The organism is Pseudomonas sp. BN411, from assembly GCF_029871235.1.
Lineage (GTDB): Bacteria > Pseudomonadota > Gammaproteobacteria > Pseudomonadales > Pseudomonadaceae > Metapseudomonas.
The window spans coordinates 50211-66597 of sequence record NZ_SSOM01000080.1; the positions used below are offsets into that span (position 1 = coordinate 50211).

Genomic DNA, 16387 nt, shown 5'->3' on the forward strand with positions numbered 1-16387 from the left:
CACCCGTCCAGGCGCGGAGGCACTGATAGCTTCTGAAGCGATGCCGACAACCCCGCACCTCTGGCATTAGCCCGCACCATCGGCTGGGTCAAATCCAGCCACTTCGGCAAGGTCGCTCATGCTCGTAGAGACGGTCGGCATTGTGAAGCTGCCGGTAGAACGATGAACATCGAATCTGGCTTTCAAAGCTGTGTCTACGCACATGGCACTTCTTGCCCGCCAGCGGTCTCCCCTGCCCGATTGAGCCGGTGCCCGAGCCGGCGGGAGCGCTTGTCCAGGCCCATTAACCGGCCATCCTGGTGAACTTCTACCCGCAGGCCCTCCTCTACGTAGACCACCAGCCCATTGGGCAGATACTCCACGTCAAGCGCCAGCCCCTGATCGCCGTCCTCCACCAGTACCTGCACCGTAGCCTTGCTCTTGATCCAGAACTCGCAGGAGCGTGGCTCGATCACCAGCAGCATCTTCCTCGGCGCGCCATTGACGAAACGGAACTCGCTCATGCCGCTGCACCTTGTCCGGTAGCCGCCTTGCGTGGAGAGAGGGGGACCGCCCGTACCAACCCGCCCGCGCCGAGCTTCAGCCGTCTGGCTGTCAACGCATCCACCACCAGGCTCCCGGCGGCAACGCGGGCCGGAGCGGCGGTGATGCGGCAGCCGGCCAGTTGGCGGTTGTGGATGAGGAACACCTCGGTGTCGTCGCCGGGGGTGCCCAGGCTCAGGACCAGCTCCCGGCTCTCGCGCACCGCGCGGACCTTGGCCACGTCACATTCGATCACCGGGCCGGCGTCGAAGATGTCGATGAAGTCCCGATGCTCGAAGCCTTCCGCCTTGAGCATGCCCAGGGCCGGCTCGGTGTTCGGGTGTACACGGCCGATCACCGCGCGGGCGGACTCCGGCAGGAAGCAGGTGTAGAGCGGAAACCTGGGCATCAGTTCAGCGATGAAGGACTTGTTGCCGATGCCAGTCAGGTAATCAGCGCGGGCGAACTCCATCTTGAAGAAGTGCCGGCCCAAGCCTTCCCAGAAAGGCGACAACCCGTTCTCGTCGGAGTAGCCGCGCATCTCTGCAATCACCGTGCGGCCAAAGAGCTGGGGGAACTCGGCGAGAAAGAGGAAGCGCGCCTTCGAAAGCAAGCGCCCGTTGAGCCCGCTGCGGTGACCGGCATGGAGGAACAGTGAACAGAGTTCCGAGTGGCCGGTCATTTCATTGCCAAGGAACAGGGTCGGCATCTGTCGGTTGATCCCCAAAGCGGGCGAGGCGGCGACCGTCAGGCCCACACGGAAGTTGTACCAGGGTTCGCGCAGGCCTACTGCACCGGCCAAGGCGGAGATGCCAACCACGTCTCCTGCATCGTTTTCCAGCACGAACAGGTAGTCAGCATCCGCCCGCTCGGCGTCCCCTGCGAAAGTCCTTTCCGCCCAGGAAACCCGATGATCGAGACGCGCCGGGTCCGCCGGCAAGGTGGTGAGCCCGGTCCCGGCGCTGCGTGCCAGTTCGAGCAGGGCCGGCAGGTCGGCGCGGCAAACGGGTCGAACGATCATGCGCGGTCCTCCGCCCCACAGGCCTGGGTCGCTTTTCGCGGCAGGTGCACCTCAGCCAGCATGCAGCGCGCACTGCCACCGCCGATGCGCTCGATCGTGTCGATGTTCACCGGCAAGGGCTGGGCGTGGCGTTCGATGAGCGTGCGCTGGGCGGAACCGAGGGAGTTCCAGGCGGTGCGCGACATCACCAGAACTGGATCGCCGGCGCGGTTATGCACTTCCAGCATGTTGCCGGCGAAGGACTCCAACTGGTCCCAGTTCAGGGCGAGGATGTCCTTGCCGGTGGCGCGCAGCTGGGTCTCTAGCGCAGTGCGCTCGCCGTTGGCGCTGACCGAGTCCAAGCAGGCGACGGCCAGGCTGGTGCCAACGCTCATCATCACGTTGGTGTGGTAGATGGCCACGCCCTGGCGGTCCTCGGCATGGAAGGCGCAGAGGTTGTAGCCGAACTGCTCGACAAAGTGGCGCAGCGCCTTGGCGTGGGTCCGGCTGGAGTAGCCGGCGTAGCAGATGTGGTGCTGGCGATCGAGCACCATGCTGCCGGTGCCCTCGAGGAACAGCCCCTGCCCTTCCATCTCGGTGAAGTCCAATACCCGCTCGATCCGGTAATCCTGCAGCAGGTTTTCCAGTACGCCCTTGCTGCGTTCGAGCCGGCGGTTGTGCCCCTCCATCGGGTAGAGCGCCAGGGTGCCGTCGGCATGGCTGCTCCACCAGTTGTTGGGGAAGATCGAGTCCGGGGTATGTGGCGCTTCGCTGTCCTGGGCCACCAGCACGTCCACGCCCTGTTCGCGCAGGGCCGCGACATAACCATCGAACTCTTCCAGAGCACGTACCTGCGCCTCTTCCGGCGTGAGAATCTGTTGCTGGAATTTGTTGTTGCCGGCGGTATCCAGGTTGAAGGTGAAACGGGTGGGCCGAATCATCAGGACGGTATTGGTGGTTTGCATGGGGGCCGCTTCGTGGGGTGGATGTTGGGGTCCATTCTCCCGTCGACGCCGTTGCAAACCCGGCTGATCTGGCCCGCGCCGGCGACCAGGAACGCCGAAACTGGCCGCGCGACAGCGGATTTGGCTGCCGCCTTCCGAGCCGTTCCCGACCACGTCCAGCGGCCACGTACTCCGAGTTAGCGCGCCCAGCCAAAGCTGTCGCCCACGCATCCGTAACGACCCGATCCGCCGTGCGCAAGGCCTAGCACGACAGGTTTCGCCCCAGGGCATCCGTGAGACTTCCAGGGCGGGCTCCTGATCCCCAACCAGGACGCTGACTGCCCGTCCCATCAACAAGAACGGAAGCTAGACATGACCCGATACACCCTTAGTCGCCTGGCCATAGCCCTGACCCTCGCCAGCAGCGCCGGACTCTCCCACGCAGCCCCTCTGCTGGATGCCACCCGTGACAACGTGCCCGCCGCCGCGCGCATGGCCGAAAGCAATGCCTGGCTGGAGATCGACCAGGCCGCCTTCGAGAACAACATCGCCCGTATCCAGAAACTGGTGGCCGGCAAGAGCCAGGTCTGCGCCGTGATGAAGGCCGATGCCTATGGCACTGGCATCGCCCTGCTGGTGCCTTCGGCCATTCGCATGGGCATCGGCTGCATCGGCGTCGCCAGTAACGAGGAAGCCCGCATCGTCCGGGAAAAGGGCTTCAAGGGCCGCCTGATGCGCCTGCGCACCGCCAAACTGGGAGAAATGGAAGACGCCCTGCCCTACGGCATGGATGAAATGGTCGGCAACCTGGAAGTCGCCCGCCAGTTGGACGCCCTGGCCCAGCGCAATGGCCGCAAGGTGGCGGTGCACCTGGCGCTGAATTCGGCCGGCATGGGCCGCAACGGCCTGGAAGTAGGTACACCCCAGGGGCAGAAGGATGCTGTCGCTATGGCCACCCTGCCGCATCTGGAGGTGGTCGGCATCATGACCCACTTCCCGGTGGAAGAGCGTGAGGACGTGCTCAAGGGGCTCGCCCACTTCAAGGAGCAATCCGCCTGGCTGATCGAGCAGGCGAAGCTGGACCGCAGCAAAGTCCTGCTGCACTGCGCTAATACCTTCACCACTCTGGAAGTCCCCGAAGGCTGGCTGGACATGGTCCGCCCCGGCGCCGCGCTCTACGGCTACCCAGTGGGCGGCCACGAGGAGTTCCAGCGGGTCATGCAGTTCAAGCCTCAGGTGGCGTCGGTCAACGCCTATCCGGCCGGCAGCAGCATCAGCTACGACCGCACCTACACCCTGACTCGGGATTCTCTCATTGCCAATATTCCCGCCGGCTACTCGGACGGCTACCGCCGCGCCTTCTCCAACAAGGCTTCGGTGCTGATCAACGGGCAACGGGCGCGGGTGATCGGCAAGGTCACCATGAATACCCTGATGGTCGACGTTACCGACATCCAGGGGGTGAAACCCGGCGATGAAGTGGTGCTCTATGGCAGGCAAGGCAAGGACGAGATCACCCAGGCAGAGCTGGAAGCCATCAACGGCGCGTTGTTGGCTGACCTCTACACGGTCTGGGGCAATTCGAATCCGAAGGTATTGAAGGCCAAGTGATGGACCGGTACGCCGCCCGTGGGGCGGCGTACTCTGTGGGGGCGAATGAATTCGCATTCCGTAGGATGGGTGGAGCTTGCGATACCCATCAATCCCGCCGTGATAGGTATCGCTCCGCTCCACCCATCCTACGTTCTCCCGGCCGGTCGCTACTCCTTCGCCGTCTTGACCATGGCGAGCTCCGGGTGGCTGACCAGTTTGTCGATGTGCAGCTCGGGGTCGTTGAACCAGGTTTCCGTCAGCACGCGATAGTGCTCCATGTCCCGGCAGCGCATGCGCAGGCTGTAGTCGAAGGCGCCGCTGATCAGGCGGCACTCCAGCACCTGGGCGCAGCTGCGCGCCTTGGCCTCGAAGGCCTTCTGCGCGGCGCGGCCGCTCTGGTTGGACAGCGCCACCAGTACCAGCAGCGATAGTCCGGGCGTAAGCTTGCGCTGGTCGATGATGGCGGAATAGCCCCGGATCACGCCCATTCTTTCCAACTTGCGCACCCGCTCCAGGCACGGACGCGGTGTGAGGTGCACGCGCTCGGAGAGCTTCTGGTAGGTGATGCGCCCGTCATGGCGCAGCACCTCCAGGATCGCTTGATCGATACGGTCCAGCGCCACCGACGACTCGCTTGACTCGATCATCACGACGTCCTCACTTCAGGCGGCCGGAGAGGAATTGTTGCAGGCGTTCGCTCTGCGGCCTTTCGAGGATTTCTGCACTCCCCTGCTCCTCGACGCGGCCCTGATGCAGGAACAGGACCTGGCTGGACACACGCCGGGCGAACTCCATTTCGTGAGTCACCATGAGCATGGTCCTGCCCTCCTCGGCCAGCGCCTGGATCACCTTCAGCACTTCCCCCACCAGTTCCGGGTCCAGCGCCGAGGTGGGTTCGTCGAAAAGCATGACATCCGGCTCCATCGCCAACGCACGGGCGATTGCTACCCGCTGCTGCTGCCCACCAGAGAGGAAGGCCGGATACTGCCCCGCCACGCGGGACGGCAGACCCACCTTGTCCAGGTAGGTACGGGCACGTTCCTCGGCTTCCTTGCGACTGACGCCGAGGACGCGGATGGGCGCCAGGGTGATGTTGTCCAGTACGCTCAGGTGGCTCCACAGGTTGAAGTGCTGGAACACCATGGCCAGGCGGGTGCGCAGTTGTTGCAGCTGCTTGTCGCAGGCCGGACGCAGGGCACCGGCAGGTCCACGCATGCGAATGGCCTCGCCATCCAGGGTGATGGCCCCCTCGTCCGGCTGTTCGAGGAAGTTGATGCAGCGCAGCATGGTGCTCTTTCCTGACCCGCTTGCGCCGATCATGCTCACCACATCACCCGTTCGGGCATTGAGCGACACGCCCTTGAGCACTTCGTTGTCTCCGTATCGCTTGTGCAAGGCTTCTACCGTCAGCTTGTACATAAGGCACTCCAATGGCTGTGCTGCCTGGGCACAGCGCTTTTGTTCGCAGATGAGGATCGGGGTTCAGTGGGCCGGCCCGAGGAAGGCCAGCCAGCGCCGCTCGGCCAGGCGGAACAGCCCGACGAAGGCGAAGGTCAGGCCCAGATAGAACAGCGCGGCTATGCCGAATGACTGGAACGTCAGGAAGGTCGCGGCGTTGGCGTCCCGAGCGACCTTCAGGATGTCCGGGATCGTGGCAGTGAAGGCCACCGAGGTTGCGTGCAGCATGAGGATCACCTCATTGCTGTAGTACGGCAGCGAGCGGCGCAGGGCCGATGGGATGATCACGTAGGCGTAGAGGCGCCAGCCGCTGAGCCCGTAAGCGCGGGCCGCCTCGATTTCCCCGTGGGGAATACTGCGGATGGCGCCGGCGAATATCTCGACGGTGTAGGCGCAGGTATTCAGGGTGAAGGCCAGTAGCGTGCAATTCATCGCGTCGCGGAAGAAGGCATCCAGCACCGGCTGTGCTCGCACGGCGGCGATGCCGTAGATGCCGGTGTAGATGATCAGCAACTGGATGTAGAGCGGCGTGCCACGGAACAGGTAGGTAAAGAACTGCACCGGCCAGCGCAATAGTCGACAACGCGAAGTACGCGCGATGGCCAACGGCACCGAAAGCACGAAGCCCAGGGCCAGGGAAAAGCACAGCAACCAGAGTGTCATCGCCAGGCCAGTGGTGTTGTAGCCATCGCTGTAAAGGAAGGGTCGCCAGTATTCCTGGATCAGTTCAATCATGGCTGTGCCCCCTTACGCCGAGGTTGTAGCGCGCTTCGAGCCAACGCAGGACGACGTTGGAAGCGCTGGTGATGAGGAGATACAGCAGCGCCGCGAGAATCAGGAAGAACAGCATGTTGAAGGTGGTCTTGCCGGCGTCCTGCGCGACTTTGACCACATCGGCCAGGCCGATGATCGACACCAGCGCGGTGGCCTTGAGCAGCACCAGCCAGTTGTTACCGAGGCTCGGCAGGGCGAAGCGCATCATCTGCGGGAAGACCACATGCGCGAAGCGCTGGAGGCGCCCCAGGCCATAGGCGGTGGCCGCCTCCAGCTGCCCGCGTGGCACAGAGAGGATGGCTCCACGAAAGGTTTCGGTGAAATACGCGCCGTAGATGAAGCCAAGGGTCACGATGCCGGCGCCGAAAGGATCGACGTCGATGTAGTCCCAGCCCATGGCATCAGTGAGGCTGCTCAGCCAACCCTGCAGGCTGTAGAAGATCAGCAGCATCAGCACCAGGTCGGGGATGCCGCGGATCAGGGTGGTGTAGAGCGTCGCCGGCACGCGCAGCAAAGTCAGCGGCGAGAGCTTCGCCGCGGCACCCAGCAGGCCGATGGCGACGCTCAGCGCCAGTGACAGCAGGGACAATTTCAGGGTGACCCAGGTGCCGTGCAGCAGCAGCGGTCCGAAGCCCTGCAGGTCCAGGAAAGGAAGGAGATCGTTCACGGTTGCCTACCTGATTGAAAACGCCGCGCGACTGCCGGGGGAGCAGCCACGCGGCCAAGGCGTGGTCAGTTGTTGTAGAGGTCCAGTTCGCCGAAGTGCTTGCGCTGGATCTCCTGGTAGGTGCCGTTGGCGTGCATGGCCGCGATGGCCTTGTTGATCAGCGCCTTCAGCTCCTCGTCGCCCTTGCGCAGGCCGATGGCGATATCCGAGGGCACCATCGGGTCGCTGATGCCCTTGCTGCTCTGGAAGTCGGCGCCCTGGGGCGACTTGAGGAAGCTCAGCTCGGCTTCGAGCATGTCCTGGATGGAGGCGTCGAGGCGGCCGGATACCAGGTCCGCATAGACCTGGTCCTGGTTCTGGTAGGCCTTGAGCTGTACGCCACCGGGGGCCAGCTTCGCCTTGGCATAGGCCTCCTGGATCGTTCCCTGCTGGAAACCGATGGCCTTGCCCTTGAGGGATTCGGCGGTGGGCTCCAGGCCCGAGCCCTTGCGGGTGACGATGGAGGTGGGGCCGGAGAACAGGCGGTCGGAGAAGTCGATCTGCTTCTTGCGTGGTTCGGTCACGGTCATGGAGGACAGCACGGCATCGATCTTGCGCGCCTTCAGCGAGGGAATCAGCCCGTCGAAGTCGTTGGTCACCCAGGTGCACTTGACCTTGAGTTCGGCGCAGATGGCGTTGCCCAGGTCGATGTCGAAGCCCTGCAACGAGCCGTCAGGCGCAGTGGATTCGAAAGGCGGGTAGGCAGGGTTCACGCCAAAGCGGATTTCCTTCCACTCTTTGGCCATGACGGCGCCGGAGGACAGCACGAGGGTGATAGCGGACAAGGCCAACCATTTGATTTTCATGAGGAGGGTCCCAGCTTTGATTGGATTTATCGCCAACCGAATGGGCTCGGTCAGCACTTTTCAACGGGGCAGAGAAATGGATCGGTGGACGCGTGGCATCCGGTTCTTGTTATTGCCGTGGGGGCTGTCTGCTTGCTGCCAGGTGGCTTGAGCGGACGGCGCCAGAATGCCCCCACCACCCTCTCCGTTGGTGTCGTAACACCGCTTCCTGACAGTCGCTTTCGGCTGTTGAATCAGCCTGCACAGCCGAATCTGTCGCGCTCACGGCACAAGTCGGCTCCGACGCTGCCGGGGCAGCGCCGGAGCCGGGACTCACGCCTTCGGAGCTTCCATCGCCAGCACACGTTCCAGCGGTTCGCCAGCCCGCAGGCGGACCAACAGCCCGGGCTCGGCGCGATCCGACGCCAGGGCCTGCTCGATCACATCCGCCAGCACCTCCGGCGGCAAGATCAGCACACCGTTGTCGTCCGCCATCACCAGGTCACCGGGTTGTACCGGCACACCACCGCAGGTCACCGGCACGTTCAGCGCGCTGGCCGAAGTGCCCACCAGCTTGGTGGTGAGCTGGCTGGTACCGCGGGCGAACACGGGCAGGCCGGCGGCGCGCAGTTCGGCCAGGTCCGTCGCCACGCCGTCGACCACGATGCCAACCGCCCCGGCGCACTGGGCAGCACATTGGGTCACCGCTCCCACGCAGGCGTGCTCATGGTCGCCAGCCATGTCGATCACCAGCGCATCGCCGGGCTTCAGGCTGGCCAGGGCGCGGCTCACCGCGATGGCGTCGGCCTGGGCGACGCGCAGGGTGACGGCGCGGCCGATGAAGCGGACATCCGGGACCAGGGCGCGAATCTCATGGCTGACGAAGCCCTGCTCCAGGAAGTGGCCGAGGGTGGCGAAGCTGATCTCGCGCAATTGCGCCAGCAGGCGTTCCAGGTCCATCAGCGGCCTCCCGCGTCGATCAGCTCGGCGACGCACTCGATCTCCAGCGACACGCCCCACAGCGAGACGCAGACGGTGGTACGTGCTGGCGGCGCGTGGCCGAGGATTTCCCGGTACACGCGGTTGAACTCCTCCAGCTGCGCCGGATCGGTGAGGTAGGCATTGACCTTGACGATGTGGTCCAGGCTGGAGCCGGCCGCTTTGAGGATCGCCGCCAGATTGGCGAAGGTCTGCCGCACCTGCTCGGAGAAGCTGGCGGGCTGTTCGTCCAGGCTACCCAGGGCGGGTATCTGCCCGGCGGTGAACACCAGGTGGCCACTGACCACGGCCTGGGAGTAAGGACCCACTGGCCCGATGGTGCCGGGGGCGGCGTTGATGCGTTTCATGGGGTGTCTCCTGTTCGGCTCGGGAAACCGCCGGCCACGCCGGCGGCGGATGGCTCAGAAAAGCGGCAGGCTGTAGCTGAGGATCAGGCGGTTCTGCTCCTGGTTCGGATCGATGTCCGAATGCAGGGCGCCATTGCGCCAGGCGACGCCCAGGCCCCTGAGAGCGCCGTCCTGAATCACGTAGTCCAGGCCTATGTCGCGCTCCCATTCGGACTTGCCCGCGCCGGACAGGCTCTCGATGTCCTCGCCCTTCAAATACATGACCGAAGCCTTCAGGCCGGGAATGCCGGTGGCGGCGAAGTCGTAGCTGTACTGGGCGAAACCGGTGCGCTCCCCTGCCCGGTTGAAGCTGGCAAGCATGCGGTCGGTATGCAGGTAGATGCTGGCGCCGCCCGCCCCCTTGCCCGGCAGCGAGCCCTGGTTGGGCTGGACGAAGTTGCTGCCGTCGGACACCACCTGGTAACCGGCCATCAGCGCATGGCCCTTGATGCTGTAGGTGAAGGCGGCGCTCCAGGTGTGGTTGTCGATCTCGCCTGTACCGTCCTCGGTGAAACCACCGACGCGGAAGCCCGCTGCACGGCCGGCAGCGGTAGCGTTTGCGCCATCGGAGGTGGTGCGGAAATAGCGCAGCTCGGTCTTGAACGACTGCCCCTCGGCAATCGGCAGGCTGTGGGTCAGGCCGAGGAAGTGCTGGTCGTAGTAGTCCTCCAGGTTGGCGAAGTAGTACTGGGCCAGCAGGTCCTGGCCGAGCTTGTAGTCGCCGCCGGCGAAGAGGAACTGGTTGCTTTCACGGGTGCCGCCGCTGACGGCGAGCCCCGTGCGGTCGCTGGAGCCACGCCCGGTGGCGTGCTCCAGGCGGCCGGCAGTGAGGGTCAGGCCGTCGATCTCGCCGGAGGTGACCTGGCCGCCCTCGAAGGTCTGCGGCAGCAGGCGGCCATCGTTGTAGGTCAACACCGGTAGCTTGGGCAGCAAGGTGCCGTAGCGGGCCTCGGTCTTCGAGAACTTCAGCTTGGGCGTCAGGCCCAGTCGGCTCCACTCGCTGGCCGCGCCGTCGCCGTCATCGGGAATCATGCTGCTGCCGCGATGACGCCCGCCGCCGCTGTCCAGAGTCAGGCCCAGCAGGCCGATGGCGTCGAGGCCCACGCCCAACGTGCCCTCGGTGTAGCCGGAGGCGAAGTTAAGCATGAAGCCCTGGGCCCATTCTTCGGTCTTGCTCTGCCCGGCGCTGCCGGGCCGGTCGCGGAAATCGTTGTTGAAGTAGAAGTTGCGCAGGTTGAGGCTGGCGTGACTGTCGCCGACCAGGTCTGCGAGAACAGCAGGGCTGAACGGTAGCGCAAGGACCCCGGCGGCAAGGCCGAGACTGTGAAAGGTCTTGTTCATCGAAGGACTCTGAATTCAGGGAACAGGCGGCCCACCCAGCTCGGGGCGGGCTCGCGTGAGTGGGTTGGAATCAGGCAGCGCTGGGGGACTTGCCCGCCACCGCATTGAGGTCCTTCTTGAAGGTTTCGGTGAGCAGCAACAGGGCGATCAGCGAAACGACCGCCGAGCCGACCATGTACCAGGCCACCGAAGAACCCTTGCCGGTCATCGACAGCAGCGCGGTGGTCACTATCGGCGTAGCGGCACTGCCCAGGAGGCCCGAGAGCATGTAGCTGATCGACAGTCCGGAGTAGCGCACCTTGGTGCCGAACAGTTCAGCGAGGAAGGTGGCGATGGGGCCGTAGTTGGCAGCAAAGGCGGTCATCAGCAGCAGGTAGCCGGCGAACACCAGCGGCAACTCCTTGGTGTCCATCAGCCAGAACATCGGGAACGCCACGAGGGCCTCGGCAATGATGCCGCCGACGATGATCGGTTTGCGCCCGATGCGGTCGGACAGTGCGCCGAACAGCGGCAGCATGAAGATGCAAGCGGCGCAGGAGACCAGCACCACACTGAGCATCTCGCCCCGTGAGAAGCCCAGGGTCTGGGTGCCATAGGTGAGACCGAAGGCGACGATCAGGTTGTAGGAGGTACCCGTGGACATGGTGGCCACACCACCCAGCAGCACCTGCTTCCAGTACTTCCTGAATACCTCGAAGAGCGGGACCTTCACTTTCGCGCCGGTCTTTTCCACCGCCTTGAACGACGGGGTTTCGTGGATATTCAGACGAATGTACAGGCCCACGACAATCAGCAGGATGCTGGCCAGGAACGGCACACGCCAACCCCAGGCGAGCAGTTCCTCGTTGGTCAGGGTGGTGGCGATCAGCAGGAATACCAGGTTGGCCAGCATGGTGCCCGCCGGCACACCGATCTGCACCCAGGAACCATAAAGTCCTCGCTGGTGTTTCGGCGCATGCTCGACGGCCATCAGCACGGCGCCACCCCACTCCCCGCCCAGGGCCAGGCCCTGAATGATGCGCAGGGTCAGCAGCGAGATGGGCGCCCAGATGCCGATGGACTCGTAGTCCGGCAACAAGCCTATGCCGAAGGTCGCTGCGCCCATGGTCAGCAGCGAAATCAACAGCATCGACTTGCGCCCCAGACGATCACCGAAGTGGCCGAACAGAGCGGCACCAACGATGCGCGCGCCATAGGCCGAGGCGAAGGTGCCGAAGGCCAGCAACGTGCCCACCAGAGGGTCGAAGCCGGGAAAGAAGATCTTGTTGAACACCAGGGCTGAGGCCGTGGCGAAGAGGAACAGGTCGTACCATTCCACCGTGGTGCCGATGACGCTGGCGACGGCGACTTTCTTCATGTCGGTTGTTTGTTCAGGTTGAGAGGTCGCAACCTCGGTGTACGCAGGGCTGGTCATGCCATTTCTCCCGATTTATGCCCGGCGGGCATGGGGTTTAGTTGTTCTTGGCAGTTGTGTTCGTTTCAGGCGTTTCTTGTTTTTCGGGCAAAGGGAACCCGTGGCGCCTGGCAGCAGCGATCGCCGCCGGGCACCCGGGGTGATGCGGTTGGATCAGCTTGTTCGGTCGGCGCGGCTCAGTACGGCGTTGAGCAGCACATCGCAGCCCTTGCTGACGTCATCCGGAAGCGCGTCCTCGGCCTCGTTGTGGCTGAGGCCACCGACGCAGGGGATGAACACCATGGTGGTCGGGCAGTGCCGCGCCAAGTGGATGGCGTCATGGCCGGCGCCACTGACGATGGTCTGGTGCGGGTAGTCCAGGCCCTCCACGGCATTTCTCACGGCGGCGATGCAATCCGGGTCGAAAGGCGTCGCCGGGCTCAGCCAGTGCCGTTCCACTTTCACCTCCAGGCCACGACGCGCGGCGATGGTGGCGATCAGGTCACGAGCGCTGGCCTCCATGGCGGCGATCTGCTCGTCCTCGTGGTGACGCAAGTCCAAGGTGAACGCCACCCGGCCAGGAATGGTGTTGCGCGAAGAGCGCGCGATGTTCAACTGGCCGACGGTAACCAGACCCTTGGGGGCGAAGTCGCGGGACAGCTGTTCCAGCGCGGTGATCATCTCGCCGACACCGAACAGGGCGTCCTTGCGCAACGGCATGGGGGTAGTGCCGGCATGGGCCGGCACGCCCTGCACCTCGATGTCCAACCAGCAGATGGCCTGGCCACCGGTGACCACGCCCACCGGCAGGCCGGCGTCCTCGAGGATCGGGCCCTGTTCGATATGGGCTTCGAAGTAGGCATCGAACTCGCGGCCCAGGGGCAGCTCACCCGCCTGGCCGGTCCGCTCCAGGGCCTCGGCCACGCTGATGCCCTCGGCATCGCGGATGGCCAGGGCGCGCTCCAGCGGCAGGTCGCCGGTGAACACGGCCGAGCCAAGCATGGCCGGGGTAAAGCGGGCGCCCTCCTCGTTGGTCCAGACGGCGATCTCCAACGGGCGCTCCGTCGCGATGCCTGCCTCTTTCAGGCTGCGGACCACTTCCAGCCCGGCCAGCACCCCGTAGATGCCATCGAAACGGCCGCCCTTGGGCTGGGTATCCAGGTGGCTGCCCATGACCACGGGGGGCAGCGCGTCGTTGCGCCCGGGCAGGCGGGCGAAGAGGTTGCCGATGGGATCGAGGCGGATGTTCATCCCCAGGCCACGGCACCAGAGCGCGAACAGTTCCCGCCCAGCCCTGTCCTCTTCGGACAACGCCAGACGGCAGTTGCCGCCTTTCTCCGTCGGGCCCACCTTGGCCATCTGCATCAGGCTGTCCCACAGCCGTTCGCCATTGCATTTCAACATGCTCATTTCCTCGTTCCAGGCGGAGGGTTCAGTAACCGAGACGGGTGTTCACGCGGTTCAACAGGGGCTGCCCTGCTTCCAGACGACGGGCGTTCTCACCGATCTGGCGGGCAATGCAATCGTGGGAAGCAGCCGACGCCATGTGCGGGGTGACGACGATACCGGGGGTGATCCAGAGGCGGCTGTCCAGCGGCAGCGGTTCCTTCTCGAACACGTCCAGCAAGGCGCCGCGCAGGCGGCCGTCCTGCACCGCATCGATCAGCTCGTCCACCGCCACATGGGCACCGCGGCCACAGTTGACCACCGCCGCGCCGGGCGCCAGGGACTCGAACGTCTTGCGGCAGAGAATGCCGCGAGTGGCCTCGGTCAGCGGCAGCAGGTTCACCAACAAGTCCAGCCCGTCGAGAAAGGCAGCGAAGCCCTCATCCCCCGCATGGGTCTGCACGCCTTCGATCCGCTTGGCGGTGCGCGACCAGCCGCGCACGGCATATCCGGCTGCGGCCAACTCTTCGGCGATGGCACCGCCCAGAGAACCGAGGCCCATCACGCCAATGCGGTAATCGGCCGCGGGCTTCTGCGGATGGCGTAACCAGACCTGGCGCTGCTGCTGCTCCAGGGCGCGGTCGAAGTCCCGGTGGTAGTGGATCACCGCCCAACGCACGTACTCGGCCATGCCCTGGCGGTGCGCCGGGTCGACCACTCGGCACACCGGTACTTCGGCATGCTCCGGGTCGGTGCCCAGGTGGTCCACCCCGGCGGCTACCGAGTGGATCAGCTTGAGGTTCGGCAGTCGCGCCAGGCTGCCAGCCGGCGGAAACCAGCAGGCGGCGACTTCGGCCTGCTGCGCAGCGGGGTCGTCGGCGAGCACCACGTGCAACTCCGGCTCCGTTCGGGCAAAAGCGCTTTGCAGCTGACCGAGCAACACGGTATCGGCCGATAGCAGGACTAGCGGTTTCATGAGCAGTAAGACTCGCGTTGGGACTCGATCAGGGTCAGCGCGGCGTTCCAGCTCAGCTCGACGATCTCGGCCGCCTCCTCGCGCTCGAACTGCGTAGCGGTGTGGCGGCATACCTCGTCGGACGGATACACCAGCTTGGCGCCACCGGCCAGCGCCTGGACCTGCGCCTGGCAGGCACGTTCGAGGAAGTGGATCTCGTGGAAGGCCTCGGCCACGCTGTTGCCGCCGGCCAGCAAGCCGTGGTTGCGCAGGATCATCGCCTTGTGCGGGCCGAGGTCGGCGATCAGCCGCTCGCGCTCGTCCAGGGACAGGGCGATGCCTTCGTACTGGTGGTAGGCCAGCTTGTCGTAGAACTTCAGCGCGTGCTGGCTGATGGGCAGCAGCCCCTGCTCCTGGGCCGATACCGCGATGCCGGCAGCGGTGTGGGTATGCACCACGCACTTCATGTCCGGCCGCGCCATGTGAATGGCCGAGTGGATGACGAAACCGGCCGCATTGACCCGGCGCTCGCCGAAGGCCTCATCCACCACATTGCCGTGCTGATCGATGCGCACCAGGTCGGAGGCACGCATGCGGTCGAAGATCACCCCGTAACGGTTGATCAGGAAGTGGTGCTCAGGCCCCGGGATACGCAGGGTGATGTGGGTGTCGATCAGGTCGGTCATGCGGAAGTGCGCGACCATCCGGTACAGCGCGGCCAGTTCGCAGCGGGCCTGCCATTCGACATCGCTGATGTTGTGCGGCTTGCTCATGAAAACTCCTGGTTAGCGAGCGAGGACGGGGTTGGACTGCACCTCGCCGCGCAGGCGGGAGAGGCCGCAGACCCCGATCAGGGAAAGTGCGGAAAGGAAGGTGAAGTAGCAGGCCAGCGGCAGCCATTGACCGGCGAACTGATTGGCGATCAGGGTGCCGATGATGGGCGTGCTGCCGCCGGCGATGGCGCAGATCAGTTGGTAGGCCATCGAGATGCCCGAATAGCGCAGGTGCGCCGGGAAGGCCTGGGACATGTACCCGGCGATCACCGCATAGAGGGCCGACAGGGTGACCACCGCCAGGGCGATACCTAGGGTCATCAGCACCAGGTTCTGGGTGCCCACCAGCAGGAACATCGGGTACGGAACGACCATGCACAGCAGTGCCACCAGCTTGAGGAAGCGGCCTTCGCCGATGCGTTCGGCGAGCAGTGCCGACAGCGGCTGGGACAGGAATTGCAGGATGGTCACCAGGAACAGGCAGTCGAGGATGGTGGAGCGCTCGATGCCCTGGTAGGTGGTGACGTAAGTGATCATGAAGGTGTTGGTGAAGAAGAAGCCCGCCGAGCCGATGGTCACGGCCAGCGCAGCGAAGAGGATCTGCCGCCAGCAGGTGCGGATCACCTCCAGCACCGGGTACTTGACCGTCTGGTCCTTCTCGCGCACCGACTTGAACTCGGGCGATTCATCCACGCCGAATCGGATCGCCAGGCCAACCATCATCAACAGGCCGCTGATCAGGAAAGGAATACGCCAGCCCCAGGCGATGAAGTCTTCCTGATCCAGCATGGACGCCAGACGAAAGGCAATCAGCGCCAGCAGCAGCCCCGCGGGGCTGCCCAACTGGGCGAAGGAGGCATAGAAGGTCTTGCGTTTGGCTGGCGCGTGCTCGCTGGCCATCAGCACCGCCCCGCCCCACTCGCCGCCAACCGAGATGCCCTGGATGATGCGCAGGACGATCAGGCCGACGGGCGCCCAGATTCCGGCGCTGGCGTAGCTCGGCAGCAGGCCGATGCCGGTGGTGGCCAGGCCCATCAGCGCCATGGTTACCAGCAGCATCTTCTTGCGCCCGAGACGATCGCCCAAGTGGCCGAACACCATGCCGGCCATGGGCCGGGCAATGAAGCCCACAGCAAAGGTGCCGAAGGCCGCCAGAGTGCTGAGGAAAGGATTGGAACTGGGAAAGAAGACCTGTCCGAGCACCAGGGCCGCGGCAGTCGCGTAGATGTAGAAGTCGTAGAACTCAATGGTGGTGCCGACGAATGCGGCAGCCGCCGCGCGACGCGGCTGATTGGACGTGTGCATGCAAGGCCCTTCTTGGATTACTTATCGAGGCAGTGTTCTGTTCTGGCTAAGCCGGTCGCGCTCTTTG

General features: G+C 64.7%; 17 protein-coding genes. 1 reads left to right on the top strand and 16 read right to left on the bottom strand.

Annotated features, from left to right (window positions below):
- Window positions 1-194: 194 nt before the first annotated feature.
- Genes E8F06_RS23175 through E8F06_RS23185 form a run of 3 tightly spaced genes read right to left on the bottom strand, consistent with a single transcriptional unit; the run spans window position 195 to window position 2487 of the window.
- Window positions 195-503, bottom strand: a complete 309-nt coding sequence (locus E8F06_RS23175; protein ID WP_280371444.1) for a hypothetical protein — start codon at window positions 501-503, stop codon at window positions 195-197.
- Window positions 500-1543: an arginine N-succinyltransferase gene (astA, locus tag E8F06_RS23180; RefSeq protein WP_280371446.1), complete on the bottom strand. Its 1044-nt coding sequence runs from the start codon at window positions 1541-1543 to the stop codon at window positions 500-502. The genes E8F06_RS23175 and astA overlap by 4 nt, the downstream gene beginning before the upstream one ends.
- Window positions 1540-2487: an arginine deiminase-related protein gene (locus E8F06_RS23185; RefSeq protein ID WP_280371448.1), complete on the bottom strand. Its 948-nt coding sequence runs from the start codon at window positions 2485-2487 to the stop codon at window positions 1540-1542. The genes astA and E8F06_RS23185 overlap by 4 nt, the downstream gene beginning before the upstream one ends.
- 351 nt (window positions 2488-2838) lie before the next feature.
- On the opposite strand from E8F06_RS23185, the gene alr reads away from it, so the two are divergent.
- Window positions 2839-4077: an alanine racemase gene (gene alr / locus E8F06_RS23190; RefSeq protein WP_280371449.1), complete on the top strand. Its 1239-nt coding sequence runs from the start codon at window positions 2839-2841 to the stop codon at window positions 4075-4077.
- A 149-nt stretch (window positions 4078-4226) separates the two neighbouring features.
- Here alr and E8F06_RS23195 read toward each other — a convergent pair whose 3' ends face one another.
- The 13 genes from E8F06_RS23195 to E8F06_RS23255 form a co-directional block, all read right to left on the bottom strand.
- On the bottom strand, window positions 4227-4706 hold the full coding sequence (locus E8F06_RS23195; RefSeq protein WP_280371451.1) for an Lrp/AsnC family transcriptional regulator: 480 nt from the start codon (window positions 4704-4706) through the stop codon (window positions 4227-4229).
- Window positions 4707-4716: 10 nt separating this feature from the next.
- Window positions 4717-5478 carry an ATP-binding cassette domain-containing protein gene (locus E8F06_RS23200; RefSeq protein WP_280371452.1) on the bottom strand — a complete coding sequence of 254 codons (762 nt, stop codon included), beginning with the start codon at window positions 5476-5478 and terminating at the stop codon, window positions 4717-4719.
- A gap of 63 nt (window positions 5479-5541) precedes the next feature.
- Entirely contained in the window at window positions 5542-6252 is a 711-nt protein-coding gene (locus tag E8F06_RS23205; protein WP_280371454.1) for an ABC transporter permease, read from the bottom strand.
- Window positions 6245-6958 (bottom strand): ABC transporter permease subunit, encoded by a 714-nt coding sequence (locus tag E8F06_RS23210; RefSeq protein WP_280371456.1) that lies wholly within the window; start codon window positions 6956-6958, stop codon window positions 6245-6247. The genes E8F06_RS23205 and E8F06_RS23210 overlap by 8 nt, the downstream gene beginning before the upstream one ends.
- 65 nt (window positions 6959-7023) lie before the next feature.
- Complete coding sequence (locus E8F06_RS23215) at window positions 7024-7803, bottom strand: ABC transporter substrate-binding protein (protein WP_280371457.1); 780 nt, start codon at window positions 7801-7803, stop codon at window positions 7024-7026.
- A gap of 312 nt (window positions 7804-8115) precedes the next feature.
- Window positions 8116-8742, bottom strand: coding sequence for an RraA family protein (locus E8F06_RS23220; protein WP_280371459.1), 627 nt, complete (start codon window positions 8740-8742; stop codon window positions 8116-8118).
- Entirely contained in the window at window positions 8742-9128 is a 387-nt protein-coding gene (locus tag E8F06_RS23225; RefSeq protein ID WP_280371461.1) for a RidA family protein, read from the bottom strand. Before E8F06_RS23225 ends, E8F06_RS23220 begins: the two co-directional genes overlap by 1 nt.
- Window positions 9129-9182: 54 nt before the next feature.
- Window positions 9183-10508 (bottom strand): OprD family porin, encoded by a 1326-nt coding sequence (locus tag E8F06_RS23230; protein WP_280371463.1) that lies wholly within the window; start codon window positions 10506-10508, stop codon window positions 9183-9185.
- A gap of 70 nt (window positions 10509-10578) precedes the next feature.
- A complete protein-coding gene (locus E8F06_RS23235) occupies window positions 10579-11922 on the bottom strand; it encodes an MFS transporter (RefSeq protein WP_280371466.1) in 1344 nt (447 codons plus the stop codon).
- A 153-nt stretch (window positions 11923-12075) separates the two neighbouring features.
- Window positions 12076-13305: a Zn-dependent hydrolase gene (locus E8F06_RS23240; RefSeq protein ID WP_280371880.1), complete on the bottom strand. Its 1230-nt coding sequence runs from the start codon at window positions 13303-13305 to the stop codon at window positions 12076-12078.
- A 28-nt stretch (window positions 13306-13333) separates the two neighbouring features.
- Window positions 13334-14263 carry a glyoxylate/hydroxypyruvate reductase A gene (locus tag E8F06_RS23245; protein ID WP_280371468.1) on the bottom strand — a complete coding sequence of 310 codons (930 nt, stop codon included), beginning with the start codon at window positions 14261-14263 and terminating at the stop codon, window positions 13334-13336.
- Window positions 14260-15015, bottom strand: coding sequence for a class II aldolase/adducin family protein (locus E8F06_RS23250; protein ID WP_280371469.1), 756 nt, complete (start codon window positions 15013-15015; stop codon window positions 14260-14262). The genes E8F06_RS23245 and E8F06_RS23250 overlap by 4 nt, the downstream gene beginning before the upstream one ends.
- A 12-nt stretch (window positions 15016-15027) precedes the next feature.
- Window positions 15028-16320, bottom strand: coding sequence for an MFS transporter (locus E8F06_RS23255; protein WP_280371471.1), 1293 nt, complete (start codon window positions 16318-16320; stop codon window positions 15028-15030).
- Between the last annotated feature and the right edge of the window lie 67 nt (window positions 16321-16387).

Excerpts from the sequence above, each read along its gene's own strand:
- E8F06_RS23175 (WP_280371444.1), bottom strand. The coding sequence starts at position 503 with ATGAGCGAGTTCCGTTTCGTCAATGGCGCGCCGAGGAAGATGCTGCTG.
- astA (WP_280371446.1), bottom strand. The coding sequence starts at position 1,543 with ATGATCGTTCGACCCGTTTGCCGCGCCGACCTGCCGGCCCTGCTCGAA.
- E8F06_RS23185 (WP_280371448.1), bottom strand. The coding sequence starts at position 2,487 with ATGCAAACCACCAATACCGTCCTGATGATTCGGCCCACCCGTTTCACC.
- alr (WP_280371449.1), top strand. The coding sequence starts at position 2,839 with ATGACCCGATACACCCTTAGTCGCCTGGCCATAGCCCTGACCCTCGCC.
- E8F06_RS23195 (WP_280371451.1), bottom strand. The coding sequence starts at position 4,706 with ATGATCGAGTCAAGCGAGTCGTCGGTGGCGCTGGACCGTATCGATCAA.
- E8F06_RS23200 (WP_280371452.1), bottom strand. The coding sequence starts at position 5,478 with ATGTACAAGCTGACGGTAGAAGCCTTGCACAAGCGATACGGAGACAAC.
- E8F06_RS23205 (WP_280371454.1), bottom strand. The coding sequence starts at position 6,252 with ATGATTGAACTGATCCAGGAATACTGGCGACCCTTCCTTTACAGCGAT.
- E8F06_RS23215 (WP_280371457.1), bottom strand. The coding sequence starts at position 7,803 with ATGAAAATCAAATGGTTGGCCTTGTCCGCTATCACCCTCGTGCTGTCC.
- E8F06_RS23220 (WP_280371459.1), bottom strand. The coding sequence starts at position 8,742 with ATGGACCTGGAACGCCTGCTGGCGCAATTGCGCGAGATCAGCTTCGCC.
- E8F06_RS23225 (WP_280371461.1), bottom strand. The coding sequence starts at position 9,128 with ATGAAACGCATCAACGCCGCCCCCGGCACCATCGGGCCAGTGGGTCCT.
- E8F06_RS23230 (WP_280371463.1), bottom strand. The coding sequence starts at position 10,508 with ATGAACAAGACCTTTCACAGTCTCGGCCTTGCCGCCGGGGTCCTTGCG.
- E8F06_RS23235 (WP_280371466.1), bottom strand. The coding sequence starts at position 11,922 with ATGACCAGCCCTGCGTACACCGAGGTTGCGACCTCTCAACCTGAACAA.
- E8F06_RS23240 (WP_280371880.1), bottom strand. The coding sequence starts at position 13,305 with ATGTTGAAATGCAATGGCGAACGGCTGTGGGACAGCCTGATGCAGATG.
- E8F06_RS23245 (WP_280371468.1), bottom strand. The coding sequence starts at position 14,263 with ATGAAACCGCTAGTCCTGCTATCGGCCGATACCGTGTTGCTCGGTCAG.
- E8F06_RS23250 (WP_280371469.1), bottom strand. The coding sequence starts at position 15,015 with ATGAGCAAGCCGCACAACATCAGCGATGTCGAATGGCAGGCCCGCTGC.
- E8F06_RS23255 (WP_280371471.1), bottom strand. The coding sequence starts at position 16,320 with ATGCACACGTCCAATCAGCCGCGTCGCGCGGCGGCTGCCGCATTCGTC.